At 47.9% G+C, this 17,976-nt stretch carries 11 protein-coding genes and 3 rRNA genes; 12 read left to right on the top strand and 2 right to left on the bottom strand.

Annotated features, from left to right (window positions below):
* Positions 1 to 9: 9 nt before the first annotated feature.
* On the bottom strand, positions 10 to 936 hold the full coding sequence (locus gpAD87_RS24375) for a YheC/YheD family protein (RefSeq protein ID WP_064641429.1): 927 nt from the start codon (positions 934 to 936) through the stop codon (positions 10 to 12).
* A gap of 426 nt (positions 937 to 1,362) precedes the next feature.
* On the opposite strand from gpAD87_RS24375, the gene gyrA reads away from it, so the two are divergent.
* From gyrA to gpAD87_RS24340, 6 genes are all read left to right on the top strand, one after another.
* The gene (gene gyrA / locus gpAD87_RS24370) at positions 1,363 to 3,918 is read left to right on the top strand and encodes a DNA gyrase subunit A (RefSeq protein WP_063567397.1); all 2,556 of its coding nucleotides are present in this window, start codon (positions 1,363 to 1,365) and stop codon (positions 3,916 to 3,918) included.
* 217 nt (positions 3,919 to 4,135) lie between these two features.
* Positions 4,136 to 5,254, top strand: a complete 1,119-nt coding sequence (locus gpAD87_RS24365) for an HD-GYP domain-containing protein (RefSeq protein WP_064641427.1) — start codon at positions 4,136 to 4,138, stop codon at positions 5,252 to 5,254.
* A gap of 444 nt (positions 5,255 to 5,698) precedes the next feature.
* Positions 5,699 to 7,250: ribosomal RNA gene (locus gpAD87_RS24355) — 16S ribosomal RNA — on the top strand.
* 243 nt (positions 7,251 to 7,493) lie between these two features.
* Positions 7,494 to 10,420, top strand: a 23S ribosomal RNA gene (locus gpAD87_RS24350).
* Positions 10,421 to 10,500: 80 nt separating this feature from the next.
* Positions 10,501 to 10,617 (top strand): 5S ribosomal RNA (gene rrf, locus gpAD87_RS24345).
* Together the 16S, 23S and 5S rRNA genes form the textbook arrangement of a ribosomal RNA operon.
* 291 nt (positions 10,618 to 10,908) lie before the next feature.
* On the top strand, positions 10,909 to 11,346 hold the full coding sequence (locus gpAD87_RS24340; protein WP_079697642.1) for a hypothetical protein: 438 nt from the start codon (positions 10,909 to 10,911) through the stop codon (positions 11,344 to 11,346).
* 653 nt (positions 11,347 to 11,999) lie between these two features.
* On the opposite strand, the gene gpAD87_RS24335 is transcribed toward gpAD87_RS24340, so the two are convergent.
* A complete protein-coding gene (locus tag gpAD87_RS24335) occupies positions 12,000 to 12,524 on the bottom strand; it encodes a hypothetical protein (protein WP_063568461.1) in 525 nt (174 codons plus the stop codon).
* Positions 12,525 to 13,120: 596 nt separating this feature from the next.
* On the opposite strand from gpAD87_RS24335, the gene gpAD87_RS24330 reads away from it, so the two are divergent.
* The 6 genes from gpAD87_RS24330 (at position 13,121) to gpAD87_RS24305 (ending at position 17,935) form a co-directional block, all read left to right on the top strand.
* Positions 13,121 to 13,306: a sigma factor G inhibitor Gin gene (locus gpAD87_RS24330; protein ID WP_024633689.1), complete on the top strand. Its 186-nt coding sequence runs from the start codon at positions 13,121 to 13,123 to the stop codon at positions 13,304 to 13,306.
* A gap of 339 nt (positions 13,307 to 13,645) precedes the next feature.
* Positions 13,646 to 15,481: an aminotransferase class I/II-fold pyridoxal phosphate-dependent enzyme gene (locus gpAD87_RS24325; RefSeq protein ID WP_064641424.1), complete on the top strand. Its 1,836-nt coding sequence runs from the start codon at positions 13,646 to 13,648 to the stop codon at positions 15,479 to 15,481.
* Positions 15,482 to 15,575: 94 nt separating this feature from the next.
* On the top strand, positions 15,576 to 16,004 hold the full coding sequence (locus tag gpAD87_RS24320) for a CidA/LrgA family protein (protein ID WP_079697640.1): 429 nt from the start codon (positions 15,576 to 15,578) through the stop codon (positions 16,002 to 16,004).
* A complete protein-coding gene (locus tag gpAD87_RS24315; RefSeq protein WP_064641422.1) occupies positions 15,974 to 16,666 on the top strand; it encodes an LrgB family protein in 693 nt (230 codons plus the stop codon). The genes gpAD87_RS24320 and gpAD87_RS24315 overlap by 31 nt, the downstream gene beginning before the upstream one ends.
* Before the next feature lie 229 nt (positions 16,667 to 16,895).
* Positions 16,896 to 17,543, top strand: coding sequence for a dTMP kinase (gene tmk, locus gpAD87_RS24310; RefSeq protein WP_064641420.1), 648 nt, complete (start codon positions 16,896 to 16,898; stop codon positions 17,541 to 17,543).
* Between the two features lie 62 nt (positions 17,544 to 17,605).
* Positions 17,606 to 17,935 (top strand): cyclic-di-AMP receptor, encoded by a 330-nt coding sequence (locus gpAD87_RS24305; RefSeq protein WP_017691391.1) that lies wholly within the window; start codon positions 17,606 to 17,608, stop codon positions 17,933 to 17,935.
* The last annotated feature ends 41 nt before the right edge of the window (positions 17,936 to 17,976 follow it).

Below are 17,976 nucleotides of genomic sequence, written 5' to 3'. Positions count from 1 at the left end.
GAGTGCCTGTTACCGATGTGTGCGGCTTTTGGTAGAGGAGGCCTGGGCTTTGGGAGAGGTACGAGATGTTTTCCCTTTTTTGGAGGGTAATCTGCCGTATGCTCTCGCATAACGCTTGATCTTTCGGTACGTTTCCTTATCAGGCAATAGGCCAAAAGCATAGATACCCGGCAATGTGTTGACTTCAATAATCCATGGCCGTCCATCTTCGTCCAGTGCGATATCGATACCAATCTCTTTGAGTCTTGGAAATGACTTCTGTAGCTGTACCGCTGTATGAATGCCTAAACGATATAGCTCACTGCGTAGTTGCTGGAACCGCTCCTGGTCAAAATGAGGGCGTACCAACTCATTAAAGGTGGCCAATCTTCCGCCGCCATGAATGTTGGTAATGATCTTGCCCGGTGCAGCAACTCTCCCCAGGATACCTGTCGTTTCCCAATTGCGTTGTAGATTTTTCTGCGTCAGTACCCGCAGGTCAAAAGGCAACCCATCATGTTTCATCAGCGGAATGCCTTGCTGAATGATGTAGTCGCGCTTCTGGATACGTTCAGTGAGCGCCAGATCCAGCTCATCGAGGGAATGGAAGTGTCTCTCCTCCGTCCCATATCGAAGTTCATACGTTGTCAGGGGGACTTCAGCAGAGGTCTCGGCACCGATTTCAGCTGTGGAAGGGAAGAGTGGATCAGCAGAGATTTCTGATGTGTTAGCATCGGTAATCGGGTGTGGATTCATACGGATGGTTTTTACCCGCATGACGCCATTGCCGTAGGTTCCCCGATCCGGTTTGATATAGTTTGACTCGAATAATTCAGTCATCCGTTCCAGGGTCTGGCGATTATATTGTCGTGTTACCGGTATATATCCATTCACATTACGGCTGCGTTGTAACACAGCTGTCTTGGTCCATTTGCTGGAGACACGCTGGATGCCCAAGAGCCATCAGTCCTTTCGTGTTTTAATGGGGTTTATAAGAGTGGCAGACGCGGAGAAATCAAAGGACAAGAGATGATTTCAGTGGTATAATAGAGAAATATGGCGTTTTGTGCGGTTTTGTTGCACAGATGTAGTTTGATCGTAGAACGGGAACGGTCTAAGCCTGAATATACACAGTACAATTGCCGCTTTTTCTAGCATTGTATGTGTAAATGGGGAGGAAGGCAGGGCGAACCCCCAGACTCTCTAAAGTTCCCGGAAGAAAGGCTATTGCCCAGCGGACGTTTAATTGTTTACCTTTTGTGAAAGTAATATAATAAAGAGTAGCGTCCTTGTGCGGTTTTAGCCTTGTTAGGCTCTTCACATATAATTAATTTTTGAATGATTGAATGGAATGTTTGTTGAAGGACAAGAAGGAGGTCCAGCATGGCGGAAGAAATGAACTCGCAGGTTAAAGATCGGGATATTGGCGTCGAGATGCGTGAATCGTTTATGGATTATGCGATGAGCATTATTGTGAGCCGTGCCTTACCTGACGTGCGTGACGGATTGAAGCCGGTTCACCGGCGTATTCTGTACGCAATGTCCGAGCTAGGCATGACACCCGATAAACCACATAAAAAATCAGCCAGAATCGTCGGCGAAGTTATCGGTAAGTATCACCCACACGGTGACTCTGCCGTATATGAAACGATGGTACGGATGGCACAGGACTTCTCCCTGCGCTACATGCACGTAGATGGACATGGTAACTTTGGATCGGTGGATGGCGATATGGCAGCAGCCATGCGTTATACGGAAGCCCGGTTGTCCAAGATTGCGATGGAAATGCTCAGAGACATCAACAAGGATACGATTGACTTCCAGCCGAACTATGACGGTGAAGAAAGTGAACCTGTCGTTCTGCCAGCTCGTTTCCCTAACTTGCTTGTCAATGGTGTCGGCGGGATTGCGGTAGGTATGGCGACCAACATTCCTCCTCATAACCTGGGAGAGGTAATCGACGGCGTACAGGCCATGATCAAAAATCCGGATATCACTTCCATGGAATTGATGGATTATATTCAAGGGCCAGACTTTCCAACTTCCGGTTATATTTTGGGACGTTCCGGAATTCGCCAGGCGTATCAAACCGGACGTGGTTCAGTAACGATGCGGGCCAAAACCAACATCGAAGAAAACAACAACAAAGCACGGATTATTGTTACGGAACTTCCTTATCAGGTGAACAAGGCCAGACTCGTTGAGAAAATTGCTGAGTTGGTACGTGATAAAAAGATTGATGGTATTACGGATCTCCGTGATGAGTCTGACCGTAACGGTATGCGGATTGTGATTGAGCTTCGCAGAGACGTGAACCCGGGTGTAGTGCTGAACAACCTGTACAAGCATACAGCGATGCAGTCCACCTTTGGGATTAACATGCTCGCGATTGTAAATAAAGAACCTAAGATTCTGAATCTGCGTGAAGTGTTGTATCACTACTTGCAGCATCAGATTGAGGTTATACGTAGACGTACACAATTCGAACTAAAAAAAGCGGAAGCACGCGCGCACATTCTGGAAGGCTTGCGTATCGCGCTGGATCATATCGACGAAATTATTGCGTTGATCCGTTCATCCAGCAATACAGATGCAGCCAGAGAAGGTCTGATCGAGCGTTTCTCACTCAGTCATGATCAGGCTCAAGCTATCCTCGATATGCGTCTGCAACGCCTGACAGGTCTGGAACGTGAGCGCATCGAAAATGAGTATAACGAACTGATGGTCAAAATTAAGGAATATCGTGAAATTTTGGCCAACGAGCACCTGGTGCTCGAAATTATCAGCACGGAGCTGCAAGAAATCCGTGATCGCTTCAGCGATGATCGTCGTACCGAAATCACTGTAGGTGAAGAGAGCATTCTGGACGAGGATCTGATTCCGCGTGAAGAGGTTATCATCACTATTACCCATACAGGCTATGTGAAACGTCTGCCGGTATCCACATACCGCAGTCAGAAGCGTGGCGGACGTGGGGTTGTGGGAATGGACACCAAAGATACCGACTTTGTTGAGCATCTGTTTGTGACCAACTCTCACAATTACCTCATGTTCTTTACCGACAAAGGTAAAGTGTACCGTCTCAAAGCTTATGAGATTCCAGAGCTTGGACGTACAGCACGGGGAACGCCGATTATCAATCTGATTCAGATCGAGCAGGGTGAATCGGTTAATGCCGTGATTCCAGTTCAGGAATTCGAAAGTGACAAGTATCTGTTCTTTGCTACCCGTCAAGGGGTTGTGAAGAAGACACCACTTGAGGATTACACCAATATTCGTAAAGGCGGTCTGATCGGGATCTCCCTGCGTGATGATGATGCCCTTATTGATGTTAAGCTGACAGACGGACTTCAAGAGATCATTATGGGTACAGCTCACGGGATGTCCATCCGATTCTCGGAAGGAAATGTTCGTTCCATGGGACGGAGTGCAACCGGGGTTAAAGGGATTACACTGGATGAGCAGGATGTCGTAATCGGTATGGACGTTGTTGACCAGGAACTGGATGTTCTGATTGTTACAGCCAAAGGTTACGGTAAACGTACGCCTGTCAGCGATTATCGGATGCAGACTCGTGGCGGTAAAGGGATTAAAACCATTAACGTCACAGATAAGAACGGTGCGGTAGTCAGCCTGAAAATGGTTAAGACAGAAGAAGATCTGATGATCATCACTTCCAGCGGTACGTTAATTCGGATGAGTATGGAAGGCATATCCACTATGGGTCGATACACGCAAGGCGTGAAGCTGATTCATATTCGCGATGAAGATGCCGTAGCTACAGTCAGCCGAATTGACAAGAATGAGGAAGAACCAGATGACGAAGAATTGATTGAAGGTGCAGAAGCTGCTGATTCTGAAGGTTTAGAGTCAACTCTTGATGAGGGCGCGGTTTCCGATGCTGAAGTTGAGGGCGATGATTCAGGTTCTGAAGCATAGAATCAATTTTCTATAACGAAAATCATTTCATGATTACAATGAAATTGGAGGGCTCCCATATGGGGGCCCTTTGTTATTTTCACAGCTACAGGACCATTCTCCTCGAAATCTGGGATGTACAGCCTGATTTTTGAGTAATATAATGGGAATTAACGTGAAAAACCGGGACTATGGTCTTGATATCATTATAGAAGAACGATGAGTGAGGGGAATAAACATGGGATTAATCACCCTGTCTGAAGTCAAACCAGGACTTAAACTGGGAAATGACGTGCAAACGCTTCGTGGCAATGTTCTGTTTCAGAAGGGCAAAGTCATTCTGCCCAAAGATGTGGAAGTACTCAGAGCCTTTATGATTCATCAAGTGGACATCGAGCAAGAAAGAACAGGGACAAGCACTTCAGGTTCTAAGGCTTCGTCGGCCTCTTCAGTCCATGCAGCTAATGAAAAGAACGGAGAGCGGGCAGGGAAAGGCAGCAGCGCAGTCTCAGCACCCGTCTTACCGTCTCTGCATGAAGAGTATGAAAAGATGGTAGGACTGACCAAAAATGCTTTTCTATCCTCCCTGGCGGCTGAATTACCTGTATATGAGTTGCGTACACAGCTGGAAGCATTGTTTGTTCATCTTAAACAGTATAATGTGCTTACCTTCAGTCCACGAGTGATGCAAGAACATGATTATGTGTATCATCATGCCGTCTTGAGTGCCATTACATCTTATCAGTTGGCCCAGTGGATGGATCTTCCATCCAAAGACTGGATGCAGGTAGCTTTTGCAGGATTGTTCCATGATATTGGTAATAACAAAGTGGACCCACAGATCCTCCATAAACCCTCTACGTTAACTGCGTCAGAGCAGGCAGAGATCCGACAGCATACGAAATATGGCTATCAGGTACTGAAACAGGCGAAGGCCATCAATGAGGGAGCTAGACTTGCAGCATTGCAGCATCATGAAAAAGTGGATGGGTCGGGTTACCCGCTGCAGCTCAGCGGCACGCAGATTCATATCTATGCCAAGATTGTAGCTATCGCTGATATCTTCCACGCTATGACTCTGGAGAAGATCTATCGTAAGGCACAGTCACCGTACCTGGTACTTGAACAAATTCAGAGCGAGGCTTTTGGCAAATTGGATCCTGCCATCGTGAATGTATTCGTTCAGCGTTCCACACAGATCCATAACGGTATCCGAGTGAAGCTTAGCAATAATCAAATTGGTGAGATCATATTCTCTGATCGGGATCATCCTACACGGCCGATGGTATCGGTAGAAGGAACAATCATCAATCTGATGCAGCAAAGGCAGCTACATATTCAGGAAGTCATTGGCTAGTTCAATCTTCACTTCATATAGAAGAACAGGGCCTTTCCAATATGGAGAGGCTCTTTTTTATAGAACTTAAAGTAAAAGATAACTTTATTGAAAATAAAGCTTGCGTTCCGAATCTGTACATGGTATATTCTAATTCCGGCCAAGAAAACACAAGAAACACGGTGCGGCAAGCAAATGAAATAAGCTTCGAAAGAAACTTAAAAAAAAAGAGCTTGCAAAGTTGGTTCGGATGTGATAAGATATAAAAGTTGCTGAGGTGAACAACACACGGCAATGAAACAAGTTTGATCTTTGAAAACTGAACAACGAGTGAGTAACGATCTTGCTTGCAAGATCGACGCTGAGAAATCGGTACAAGTCTTCGGACTGTATGATTTCAAAGCAAAACAATGAGATTTTTAATCTCGTCAGTTTCAAAATGAGCTTATCGCTCTTTTCAATACTTTATTGGAGAGTTTGATCCTGGCTCAGGACGAACGCTGGCGGCATGCCTAATACATGCAAGTCGAGCGGACTTGAAGAGAAGCTTGCTTCTCGGATAGTTAGCGGCGGACGGGTGAGTAACACGTAGGCAACCTGCCCTCAAGTTTGGGACAACTACCGGAAACGGTAGCTAATACCGAATAGTTGTTTTCTTCTCCTGAAGAGAACTGGAAAGACGGAGCAATCTGTCACTTGGGGATGGGCCTGCGGCGCATTAGCTAGTTGGTGGGGTAACGGCTCACCAAGGCGACGATGCGTAGCCGACCTGAGAGGGTGATCGGCCACACTGGGACTGAGACACGGCCCAGACTCCTACGGGAGGCAGCAGTAGGGAATCTTCCGCAATGGGCGAAAGCCTGACGGAGCAATGCCGCGTGAGTGATGAAGGTTTTCGGATCGTAAAGCTCTGTTGCCAGGGAAGAACGCTTGGGAGAGTAACTGCTCTCAAGGTGACGGTACCTGAGAAGAAAGCCCCGGCTAACTACGTGCCAGCAGCCGCGGTAATACGTAGGGGGCAAGCGTTGTCCGGAATTATTGGGCGTAAAGCGCGCGCAGGCGGTCATTTAAGTCTGGTGTTTAATCCCGGGGCTCAACCCCGGATCGCACTGGAAACTGGGTGACTTGAGTGCAGAAGAGGAGAGTGGAATTCCACGTGTAGCGGTGAAATGCGTAGATATGTGGAGGAACACCAGTGGCGAAGGCGACTCTCTGGGCTGTAACTGACGCTGAGGCGCGAAAGCGTGGGGAGCAAACAGGATTAGATACCCTGGTAGTCCACGCCGTAAACGATGAGTGCTAGGTGTTAGGGGTTTCGATACCCTTGGTGCCGAAGTTAACACATTAAGCACTCCGCCTGGGGAGTACGGTCGCAAGACTGAAACTCAAAGGAATTGACGGGGACCCGCACAAGCAGTGGAGTATGTGGTTTAATTCGAAGCAACGCGAAGAACCTTACCAGGTCTTGACATCTGAATGACCGGTGCAGAGATGTACCTTTTCTTCGGAACATTCAAGACAGGTGGTGCATGGTTGTCGTCAGCTCGTGTCGTGAGATGTTGGGTTAAGTCCCGCAACGAGCGCAACCCTTGATCTTAGTTGCCAGCACTTCGGGTGGGCACTCTAAGGTGACTGCCGGTGACAAACCGGAGGAAGGTGGGGATGACGTCAAATCATCATGCCCCTTATGACCTGGGCTACACACGTACTACAATGGCCGGTACAACGGGCTGTGAAGCCGCGAGGTGGAACGAATCCTAAAAAGCCGGTCTCAGTTCGGATTGCAGGCTGCAACTCGCCTGCATGAAGTCGGAATTGCTAGTAATCGCGGATCAGCATGCCGCGGTGAATACGTTCCCGGGTCTTGTACACACCGCCCGTCACACCACGAGAGTTTATAACACCCGAAGTCGGTGGGGTAACCGCAAGGAGCCAGCCGCCGAAGGTGGGATAGATGATTGGGGTGAAGTCGTAACAAGGTAGCCGTATCGGAAGGTGCGGCTGGATCACCTCCTTTCTATGGAGAATCGTTTCCCGAGTGGAAACATTCAAATACGCAGCTTAGCTGCAAATACTACTCACTCGTTGCTCAGTTTTGAGAGCTCAAACTCTCAAACAGCTTGCTTTTGCATGGAGCTTGTTCTTTGAAAACTAGATATCGAAACGAAATTTTGCGAATTAGAACATTCCTTTTTAAGCTGAACTTGTGTAAACAAGTTTCAATAAAAACGGTAGATTGCATTTGCTCATTAGAGCAATTGGTTAAGCTACTAAGAGCACACGGAGGATGCCTAGGCGCTAGGAGCCGATGAAGGACGTGGCGAACAACGAAACTGCCTCGGGGAGCTGTAAGCAAGCTTTGATCCGGGGGTGTCCGAATGGGGAAACCCAGCTGGGGTAATTTCCAGTTACTCATAACTGAATACATAGGTTATGTAGAGGCATACCAGGGGAACTGAAACATCTAAGTACCTTGAGGAAGAGAAAACAATAGTGATTCCGTCAGTAGCGGCGAGCGAACGCGGAGAAGCCCAAACCAGAGAGCTTGCTCTTTGGGGTTGTGGGACATCTCACATGGAGTTACAAAGGAACCGGTTAAGCGAAGAGGTCTGGAAAGGCCCGCCAAAGAAGGTAAAAGCCCTGTACTTGAAAGTCTGTTCCCTCCGAGATGTATCCCGAGTAGTGCGGGGCACGTGAAACCCCGTATGAATCCGGCAGGACCATCTGCCAAGGCTAAATACTTCCTAGCGACCGATAGTGAAGCAGTACCGTGAGGGAAAGGTGAAAAGCACCCCGGAAGGGGAGTGAAATAGAACCTGAAACCGTGTGCTTACAAAAAGTCAGAGCCCGTTTTAGGGGTGATGGCGTGCCTTTTGTAGAATGAACCGGCGAGTTACGTTCCCGTGCAAGGTTAAGGTGAAGAGCCGGAGCCGCAGCGAAAGCGAGTCTGAATAGGGCGACTTAGTACGTGGACGTAGACCCGAAACCGGGTGATCTACCCCTGTCCAGGGTGAAGGTGCGGTAACACGCACTGGAGGCCCGAACCCACGCATGTTGAAAAATGCGGGGATGAGGTGGGGGTAGCGGAGAAATTCCAATCGAACTCGGAGATAGCTGGTTCTCCCCGAAATAGCTTTAGGGCTAGCCTCGGAAAACAGAGTCGTGGAGGTAGAGCACTGATTGGGTGCGGGGCCCGCAAGGGTTACCAAGCTCAGTCAAACTCCGAATGCCATAGACTTACTTCCGGGAGTCAGACAGTGAGTGCTAAGATCCATTGTCAAAAGGGAAACAGCCCAGACCATCAGCTAAGGTCCCCAAGTGTGTGTTAAGTGGGAAAGGATGTGGAGTTGCACAGACAACCAGGATGTTGGCTTAGAAGCAGCCACCATTGAAAGAGTGCGTAATAGCTCACTGGTCGAGTGACTCTGCGCCGAAAATGTAACGGGGCTAAACACACCACCGAAGCTATGGCTTGATGCTTTGCATCAGGGGTAGGGGAGCGTTGTATAAGGGTTGAAGGTGTACCGTAAGGAGCGCTGGACATTATACAAGTGAGAATGCCGGTATGAGTAACGAAAAGATCAGTGAGAATCTGATCCGCCGAAAGCCTAAGGGTTCCTGAGGAAGGCTCGTCCGCTCAGGGTAAGTCGGGACCTAAGGCGAGGCCGAAAGGCGTAGTCGAAGGACAACAGGTCGAAATTCCTGTACCACCGTAAGCCGTTATGAGCAATGGGGGGACGCAGCAGGGTAGTGACGCGGACTGATGGATGTCCGTCTAAGCAGTGAGGCTGATGTGTAGGCAAATCCGCACATCGTTAAGGCTGGGCTGTGATGGGGAGCGAAAATTATAGTAGCGAAGGTCATGATCTCACACTGCCAAGAAAAGCCTCTAGCCAGGTGATGGTGCCCGTACCGCAAACCGACACAGGTAGGCGAGAAGAGAATTCTAAGGCGCGCGGAAGAACTCTCGTTAAGGAACTCGGCAAAATGACCCCGTAACTTCGGGAGAAGGGGTGCCCCGGTAGTGTGAATAGCACGAGGGGGCCGCAGTGAAAAGGCCCAAGCGACTGTTTAGCAAAAACACAGGTCTGTGCGAAGCCGTAAGGCGAAGTATACGGGCTGACGCCTGCCCGGTGCTGGAAGGTTAAGGGGAGCGGTTAGGAGCAATCCGAAGCTGTGAACCGAAGCCCCAGTAAACGGCGGCCGTAACTATAACGGTCCTAAGGTAGCGAAATTCCTTGTCAGGTAAATTCTGACCCGCACGAATGGCGTAACGACTTGGGCGCTGTCTCAACGAGAGATCCGGTGAAATTTTAATACCTGTGAAGATGCAGGTTACCCGCGACAAGACGGAAAGACCCCATGGAGCTTTACTGCAGCTTGATATTGAATTTGGGTACGATCTGTACAGGATAGGTGGGAGCCTTTGAAACGTGAGCGCCAGCTTGCGTGGAGGCACCGTTGGGATACCACCCTGATCGTATCTAGGTTCTAACCTGGTACCGTAATCCGGTGCGGGGACAGTGTCAGGTGGGCAGTTTGACTGGGGCGGTCGCCTCCTAAAGAGTAACGGAGGCGCCCAAAGGTTCCCTCAGAATGGTTGGAAATCATTCGAAGAGTGCAAAGGCATAAGGGAGCTTGACTGCGAGACCTACAAGTCGAGCAGGGACGAAAGTCGGGCTTAGTGATCCGGTGGTACCGCATGGAAGGGCCATCGCTCAACGGATAAAAGCTACCCTGGGGATAACAGGCTTATCTCCCCCAAGAGTCCACATCGACGGGGAGGTTTGGCACCTCGATGTCGGCTCATCGCATCCTGGGGCTGAAGTAGGTCCCAAGGGTTGGGCTGTTCGCCCATTAAAGCGGTACGCGAGCTGGGTTCAGAACGTCGTGAGACAGTTCGGTCCCTATCTGTCGTGGGCGTAGGAAATTTGAGAGGAGCTGTCCTTAGTACGAGAGGACCGGGATGGACGTACCGCTGGTGTACCAGTTGTTCCGCCAGGAGCACCGCTGGGTAGCTATGTACGGAAGGGATAAGCGCTGAAAGCATCTAAGCGTGAAGCCCCCCTCAAGATGAGATTTCCCAGTATGTAAGACCCCTTGAAGACGACGAGGTAGATAGGCTGGGGGTGGAAGTGCAGCAATGCATGGAGCTGACCAGTACTAATCGGTCGAGGGCTTATCCAAATATGCAAGTTGTAAATCGCACATTTCGTTTCGGATCTAGTTTTCAGAGAATAAACTCTGAATGTAAGCTATGCTATGCGTTTGGTGGCGATGGCGGAGGGGTTCCACACGTACCCATCCCGAACACGACCGTTAAGCCCTCTAGCGCCGATGGTACTTGGACCGCAGGGTCCTGGGAGAGTAGGACGCCGCCAAGCAAAGAACCACTGCCGATGTTATTCGGTGGTGGTTTTTATTTGTTTATAAGCAAAAATACAGGAATAGCTAGTGTTGGATGGACTGAATTCTGGCTTTGGAAGCTGATATAAATAGAGGGTGGATTGACTTTCAAAAGAGGGTAAATGGAATGCCCTAGAAAGTCTTGAAATGAAGGTAACATTTTTGTTACGGAAAACGCATTCGAAACCAGTATAATAGGACTATGTTAAATATGCTAAAAGTACCTGACCACAGAGCTGGAATGTGCAGCTGTGAAAAGGAGGGTGTGTGTGATAAGTTGGCGAAGACTAGTTCTTCATTCGTTTCTCTTGCTCGGCCTAATAGGCGTGCTTGTAGGATGCGGTGAAGCAGGATCTGCATGGACTTCTTATGAAGGAGCGGTAAACGAGAAGGGTTTCCCGGTTCCTAAAGTGGCGAATAAATCTGACCAGTCTGAAAACAATTCGGATATGGATTATGTTCGATATACGCTATCTGGTATTAGTGAGAGCACTAGTATTCCTGAGGTGTATCTAGACGAGATTAAGAGCTGGGGATGGACAGAAAAGCAAGCCAAGAGTACTTCCAATGACTCAAGTTCCCTACGTGTATTTGCTAAAGAAGGGCATACTGTACATCTAGCTGTACATGATGGTTTCTTCACGGTGATGGTTCCGAAAAGTGAAGCTGCCCAGACGACAGTAAAATCACTTGATGATGATGACTGAATGAGTTGTGTTTTGATGTAATGGTTCGACAATTAACGGTGTAATGGTCCGTATGATAGTAAAGCTCCCGATCTCTGATCGGGAGCTTTTTGTATTTATTTTTTGTCTGTCATGAATCATATTAGATGAGCAATGAATCGTTCGGAGGTTTTCTTTTGGCGGTGACTTAACCAGGAGCTGTAGAGAGGCAGGCTTACAGCACTCACACAGGAGACATGAGGCATAGATAGCAAAGATAGTAGGTGCCTGTAGAGGCTGGTATCAGTCGTCTATAGAGCAAGTAAACATAGAAGAGGGGGGAAAGATACCGAAAGGAGGTCGATTATGAGCCTCCTACGTACTCAATATCAGAAAAGGTATTCAACAAACTAGGGAGTGGCGGAACGGAAATGAATGTACTGTGTTGGGGATAACCAGTTTAGCTATACCCATGCTGTGGATAAGGGGGGAAGGGAGGCAGAATAAATAAAGGTTATCCACTGTGGATAACCTTTAAGGTTTGGAAGCATGACGCAGTAATCAAGGAAGATTGTCATAGGAGTGGTTGCGTCAGTTTGAATAGAAGGTATGGATGAGCTTTAGCGTTTTATGTATTACTGGTTTCAACTATACTTTGCGTTAGGCAAGGTTATAGGTAAAGGATAGAAGAATAATTATTGCAGGTAGTAGGAGACATCTTGTTCATTTAATTTGATAAGCCCGTCCTTTCGTTCGCGTGAAAGAACAAGTACAACATATAGACGTGGTACAAGCAGCCACAGATGCCAGAAAATCAACGATAGGGTGAAGGACAAGGGTGACCATATTAAACAGACGGTAATGATACATAGCCCAATCCAGCTCATATTGAGGTGGACCCGGACGAACATGCGGTAGCTGAAATGTTGGTCTGGAATATAGCCGAACCAAGGCATTTTGAGGTTCCAGCGCCAACGACGTGCATAGGAGGTACGGACCAGCAGTAATATGGTTCTGGCAATGACATAATGAATCCATAGTGTGATCGGTCCTGCCAGGATAAAGTAGAAGAGGCCGGTCCAGGAGAATGCTAACAGATTAAACAAAAGCATAATGACAGGCAAAGACAGATAGCTAAAGATTACGCTGCGGGCAATGGCCTTTTTTTTCAGAAGCCGGTATTGATAAAAGGTTGCTTTATTCTCCGGTTCGGCGATCATACGATTACAAATCCTCCTTCTGGGATCACGTTCATTTGTAATAGGTATTCGTTTTCATAAATAAGGAAATGGATGACGCAGAGTTACATATATGAACCTTGTATGGACTCCAGATTGATGTACAAGATATGGAAGTAGATTAATCATATACAAGTATACCTTTGAACGACCTGGCTGTCAGGTTCTGAATGGTGATGTATTATATATCGGCTGAAAATCCAAGTTTTTTTAAGATTATAGAATATAAGTTTTTCATAGCTGTAGGAGGAGGAGGTAATCACATTAGAAATACAATGAAGTACGGTGATGTTTCTTGTAATGACTGTCCATGCATGGTTTTTCATATAATAGAACAAATTATAGGTCTGTGAGGTTTTAGATACGTTATAAGGTAAGGAGAATGACTAACAAATGCAGGCTGTCTCGCTGAAGTATAGAACGAATGGCATTTTTCTTCTGTTTGTTTTCGGTACAGACACCCATGGAGGGTTAGGCGAATATATATATTTTATAGAAAGAAAGCACTATGAAAAGGTTTAAAATAATAGAAACTGTGCAATACTGATAGTAATACGTAAAACAAGGTGGGATGGTTGATGGAAGGACACGCCGAACACACATGCATTATCTGCGAACAGACCAAAAGAGAAGGCATTTTTATTGTATCTGAATTTATATGTGACGCTTGCGAAGCAGAAATGGTTCATACGGATGCACAGGATGCCAAGTACAATTATTTTATTCATCAGATGAAGCAGATTTGGGTGCAAAAGAACGCATAAAGAACGTTAAAACATATTAGTGAAACATCACATTGACTTGTATCGATGTGCATAGAGGCCCTAGGGGCCTTTTTCTGTTTCTATCAGGTAAATAGGAAGGGGAAAATGGACATGATAAGCACCCATGGGGTGACAGAATATGTTGCTACTGCATCGTTGGAAACGGCGGTTTGCACGGGGACTGGACAATTGCTGATATAATAAAAGGAGGAGTGATTTACCCACACGTTTTGATACAGCAGATCTTAGAAGAGAAACAAGTGTGGAGAGGTCTCGGTAGTTAGAGAGAGTATTGGTACGACCGTATCAAAATTTATGAATGTACAGGATGATTATTCAATGGAACATAAATCAAATACCGCACCTTTATATGAGGCGTTGCTTGCTTATCGTGATTCAGGGCAGCGTTCTTTTCATGTACCTGGGCACAAGAATGGACAAGTCTATCGAGGGTTACTGGAGCAAACGGACCAGCAGCAGTTAGAGGGGGCAGCGGGTGAAATTCACCGTAATGAGGGTGAGGCGAAGGGAAAACAAAGTTGGGGACGGTCAGTAACTGATGGGGAAGAGCGCTTCAGGCAAGCTGAGGGACAAGGGCATAATAATGAGATTCTCGGACTGACGAATAATGGTGGGGATGTAAATGATGGATCTGCAGCAGATGTAGATGTAGTACCGGTGAGTGCGTTTCTGGAGATGATGCGGCTGGATGTAACGGAAATCTCGGGGACGGACGACTTGCATCATCCAGAAGGGGTTATATTGGAGGCGCAGCAGCTGGCAGCTGATTGTTTTGGAGCAGAGGAGAGCTTCTTCCTTGTCGGAGGCAGTACGGCGGGTAATTTGTCTTTGCTGCTTACCATATGTAATGAACCTAATAGTCTTGTACTGGTACAACGTAATGTGCACAAGTCTGTCATTCACGGATTGATGCTGGCAGGCGCAAGGGCTGTATTCCTGGAGCCGTGGGTTGACCCTGCGAGTGGACTTGCGGTGATGCCGTCGCTTGAGACGGTGCAGGCCGCTGTCCAGGCCTATCCTGAGGCAAAGGCAGTACTTGTGACTTTGCCCAATTATTACGGTATGGGCGCTGATCTGAAGCCCATAGCGGAGATGTGCCATGAGGCAGGCATACCGCTGCTCGTGGATGAAGCGCATGGCGCGCATTATGGGCAGCATCCGGAGCTGCCAGCCTCGGCACTGTCTTGCGGAGCAGACGGTGTGGTGCAGTCGACCCACAAGATGCTGTCTGCTTTCACCATGGGAGCCATGCTGCACGTTCAGGGACCAAGGTTAAACCGGTCCCTGCTGCGTCAGCGTTTGGCCATGGTGCAGAGTTCAAGCCCATCATACCCGGTGATGGCTTCGCTTGATCTGGCGCGCCGCCTGCTGCATACGCAGGGCGCGAATGCCTTCACGGCGGGGCTTGCCGCCGTGGACGCCTTTAAGCGCGGCCTTGCGGAGCTGCCGCGCTTTCAGTTGCTGCAGCCGGGGCAGCTGCTGCAGCAAGAGCCGCCAGCCGGGGCGAAGCCGGCCACTGGCGGTAAGTCCGAGGCCGCCGGTGCACCGGGGCGGCCTGAAGCTCTGCCCGCGACGGCGTTGCCTTCAGCCGCGGGATACACCGCTCAGGACCCGTTCAAGGCCGTCATTTATGACGGCACAGGGGTGCTGAGCGGTTATGGGCTGCAGCAGCAGCTGGAAGCATGCGGCTGTGTGCCCGAAATGAGCGACGAAAGATACGTCGTCCTGCTCTTTAGCCTGGGCTCGACGCTGCGCGATGCCGAGCTTTTGTTACAGGCTTTACGCCAAATCGGCCTTGAGCAGGAGCAGGGCCAATCTCTTGGTGAGCAATCACAGCGTTTTACAAAAGATTCTGCAAATTATATTTCCACGTGGAACAATTTTCAAGAAGGAACTCCTTTTTCGGAGCCTATCCCGTTTACGTTGCAGCCGATTATGGAAGAGGATACAACAGAAGTATCCATTGATAAATGTGTAGGTCTTCGCTCTGCGGAGATGGTCATTCCATATCCGCCCGGCATACCTCTTGTGTACGCTGGTGAGCGAATAAGTGCGGCCATGATATCACGTATTAAGCTACTGAGAGATGAAGGAGCCAGGTTCCATGGTGTATCTGATACTTCGCTGCAATCATTGAAAATCATCAGGGAATAATTGAGTTTAGAAGACACGCTTTGGATTTATGCAAAATGCTCAAACAAGTTAAGACATCATTGTTGTCTGGACATAAGAAAGAAGGGAACAAACTTTGGATATTCCGCTAAAAAAATATACGGGAATAGTCCTGCAAGTCATACTGATGTACGGGTTCTATTGGATAGGAAACCTGATTCAGGCTGTATTGCATCTGCCGTTAACAGGAAGTATTGTCGGGATGCTGCTTCTATTCATCGTCATTCAACTGGGATGGATCAGAATAAGTTGGGGCGAAGAAGGATCATCCTGGCTTCAATCGAATTTGCAATTATTGTTTATCCCTCCCACGGTGGGCATTATCAATCATTTTGATTTTTTTAGAGCCAATACGCTGCTGCTTGTTCTGGGGTTAATCATTAGTACATTAATTACTTGTCTGTTGTCTGCGAAAATCAGTGAATGGCTCATGGCGTGGAGATCGACGCATCAAGGCAAGAAGGAGGCGATCTCATGCTCGCATTCATCCTCGGAATCGGAATGATTGCCTTGACCGTGGCTATATATATTCCGGCGACTCATTTATATAGAAGGTTGAAGTGGCCGATCCTTATGCCCGTCTTGACGGCAACGACTGTAATTGTACTGATTCTGATCATTTCTGGTATTAAGCTCGATACGTACATGCTTGGTGGCAAATGGATACAGGAGTTATTGGGGCCGGCTGTAGTTTCCCTGGCATTCCCTTTGGCGAAACACCTTGATGTACTGAAACGGAATATTATCCCGATATTAGGGGGGACCTTGGGTGGAAGCATCGTTGGTATGTCCACAGGGGCCGCCATATCGCTGCTGCTCGGTTATCCGCAAGATATCGTTATCGCATTATTGCCCAAATCCATTACGACACCCGTTGCCATTCAACTGGCTGATCAGGTGGGGGGAAATTCATCCTTCACTTCGTTATTTGTGATGATAGCCGGATTTTCGGGGATATTATTGGGACCCATGATTTTAAAACGGGCCAGAGTAAACAGCAAAAATGCGTATGGGATCGGACTCGGCTCGGCTTCCCACGCATTGGGTATGGCAAGATCCTTTGAGTATGGAGAAAATGCGGTAGCGCTGAGTTCCGTATCGATGATTGTCAGTGCTATTGCCGGCTCTGTCATGCTCCCTCTATGGGTATGGTTGATTTACGGCTGATCAGGCTATGTGCCTTATCGGAAATATTGGAGAATAGCTGACCGTTAACGCGGGATCATGTATAGTATTATAATAAGAAGCTTGTACCAAACTCGAAACAATCTACGGATTGATCATGAACATACACCTCTGGGCGGGCTCATTCATAGTCTGGAGTATGAGAGGATCGAGATTGTAGTTATCGCAGCACAATTAGGAGCAATTATCGATATAGAAAGCAGGGAAGCATATGCAGGGCAGAGGTAAATTCATTACGTTGGAAGGGGGAGAAGGGTCCGGCAAAACAACGATGATCAGTAAGCTAGGTTCTTACTTTGAAGAACAGGGTATACCATATGTAGTTACTCGGGAACCTGGCGGGATTGAAATTGCGGAGAAAATACGTGCCATCATTCTCAATCCTCTTCATACGGCAATGGATGCAAGAACCGAAGCGCTGCTCTATGCAGCTGCACGAAGTCAGCATCTGGCAGAGAAGGTGGAGCCTGCATTGAAGGCAGGGAAGACCGTTATCTGTGACCGATTTGTCGACAGCAGTCTGGCCTATCAAGGATACGCTCGTGGTCTTGGCATAGAGAATGTATGGGCCATCAATCGGTTTGCAATAGGTGAACTGATGCCGGATGTCACACTCTATCTGGACATTGAGCCTGAAGCAGGACTCGCCCGCATTGATGCCCACGATGGACGTGAAGTTAACCGCCTGGATCTCGAAAGTCTGGAGTTCCACCGCAAAGTGCGTGAAGGCTATTTTCTACTGAAGGAACAGTTTCCTGACAGGATCAAAGTCATCGATGCTTCTCAAAAGCAAGATGAGGTCTTAGCAGCAATGATTTTGTCGCTTAAGACAGGGATTTTGAAGGATTTTGACGAGTAATTGTCTAATATATAGACAGGGCATTTCACAAGGTGCTTATTATCTGAAGGAGGTTATGCAGGATGAAACTGATTGTTGCGATTATACAGGATAAAGACAGCAACCGATTATCCAGCGCATTGGTCAAAGCAAATTTTCGGGCTACGAAATTGGCCAGTACCGGTGGATTTTTGAAGGCAGGCAACACGACGTTTATGATCGGTGTCGATGATGGTCAGGTCGAGTCCGTAATGAACGTCATTCGCAGCAGCTGTAAGGTTCGTGAACAGCTCGTGACTCCAGTCACTCCGATGAGCGGAACAACCGACTCTTACCTGCCGCTACCTGTCGAAGTTCAAGTAGGTGGAGCTACCGTGTTTGTTCTTCCGGTAGATCGATTCGAACACTTTTAATGATGTCACTATAAATCCAATTGAGCGTCCTTCTTGTAATC

Source organism: Paenibacillus sp. AD87, from assembly GCF_001659845.1.
GTDB classification, from domain to species: Bacteria; Bacillota; Bacilli; order Paenibacillales; family Paenibacillaceae; genus Paenibacillus; species Paenibacillus marchantiae.
This window is presented reverse-complemented; position numbering and strand designations above follow the sequence as displayed.

What these genes read in the sequence shown, in the direction of transcription:
- gyrA (WP_063567397.1), top strand. Translation starts at nt 1,363, where the DNA reads ATGGCGGAAGAAATGAACTCGCAGGTTAAAGATCGGGATATTGGCGTC.
- gpAD87_RS24365 (WP_064641427.1), top strand. Translation starts at nt 4,136, where the DNA reads ATGGGATTAATCACCCTGTCTGAAGTCAAACCAGGACTTAAACTGGGA.
- gpAD87_RS24335 (WP_063568461.1), bottom strand. Translation starts at nt 12,524, where the DNA reads ATGATCGCCGAACCGGAGAATAAAGCAACCTTTTATCAATACCGGCTT.
- tmk (WP_064641420.1), top strand. Translation starts at nt 16,896, where the DNA reads ATGCAGGGCAGAGGTAAATTCATTACGTTGGAAGGGGGAGAAGGGTCC.
- gpAD87_RS24305 (WP_017691391.1), top strand. Translation starts at nt 17,606, where the DNA reads ATGAAACTGATTGTTGCGATTATACAGGATAAAGACAGCAACCGATTA.
- gpAD87_RS24315 (WP_064641422.1), top strand. Translation starts at nt 15,974, where the DNA reads ATGCTCGCATTCATCCTCGGAATCGGAATGATTGCCTTGACCGTGGCT.
- gpAD87_RS24330 (WP_024633689.1), top strand. Translation starts at nt 13,121, where the DNA reads ATGGAAGGACACGCCGAACACACATGCATTATCTGCGAACAGACCAAA.
- gpAD87_RS24325 (WP_064641424.1), top strand. Translation starts at nt 13,646, where the DNA reads ATGGAACATAAATCAAATACCGCACCTTTATATGAGGCGTTGCTTGCT.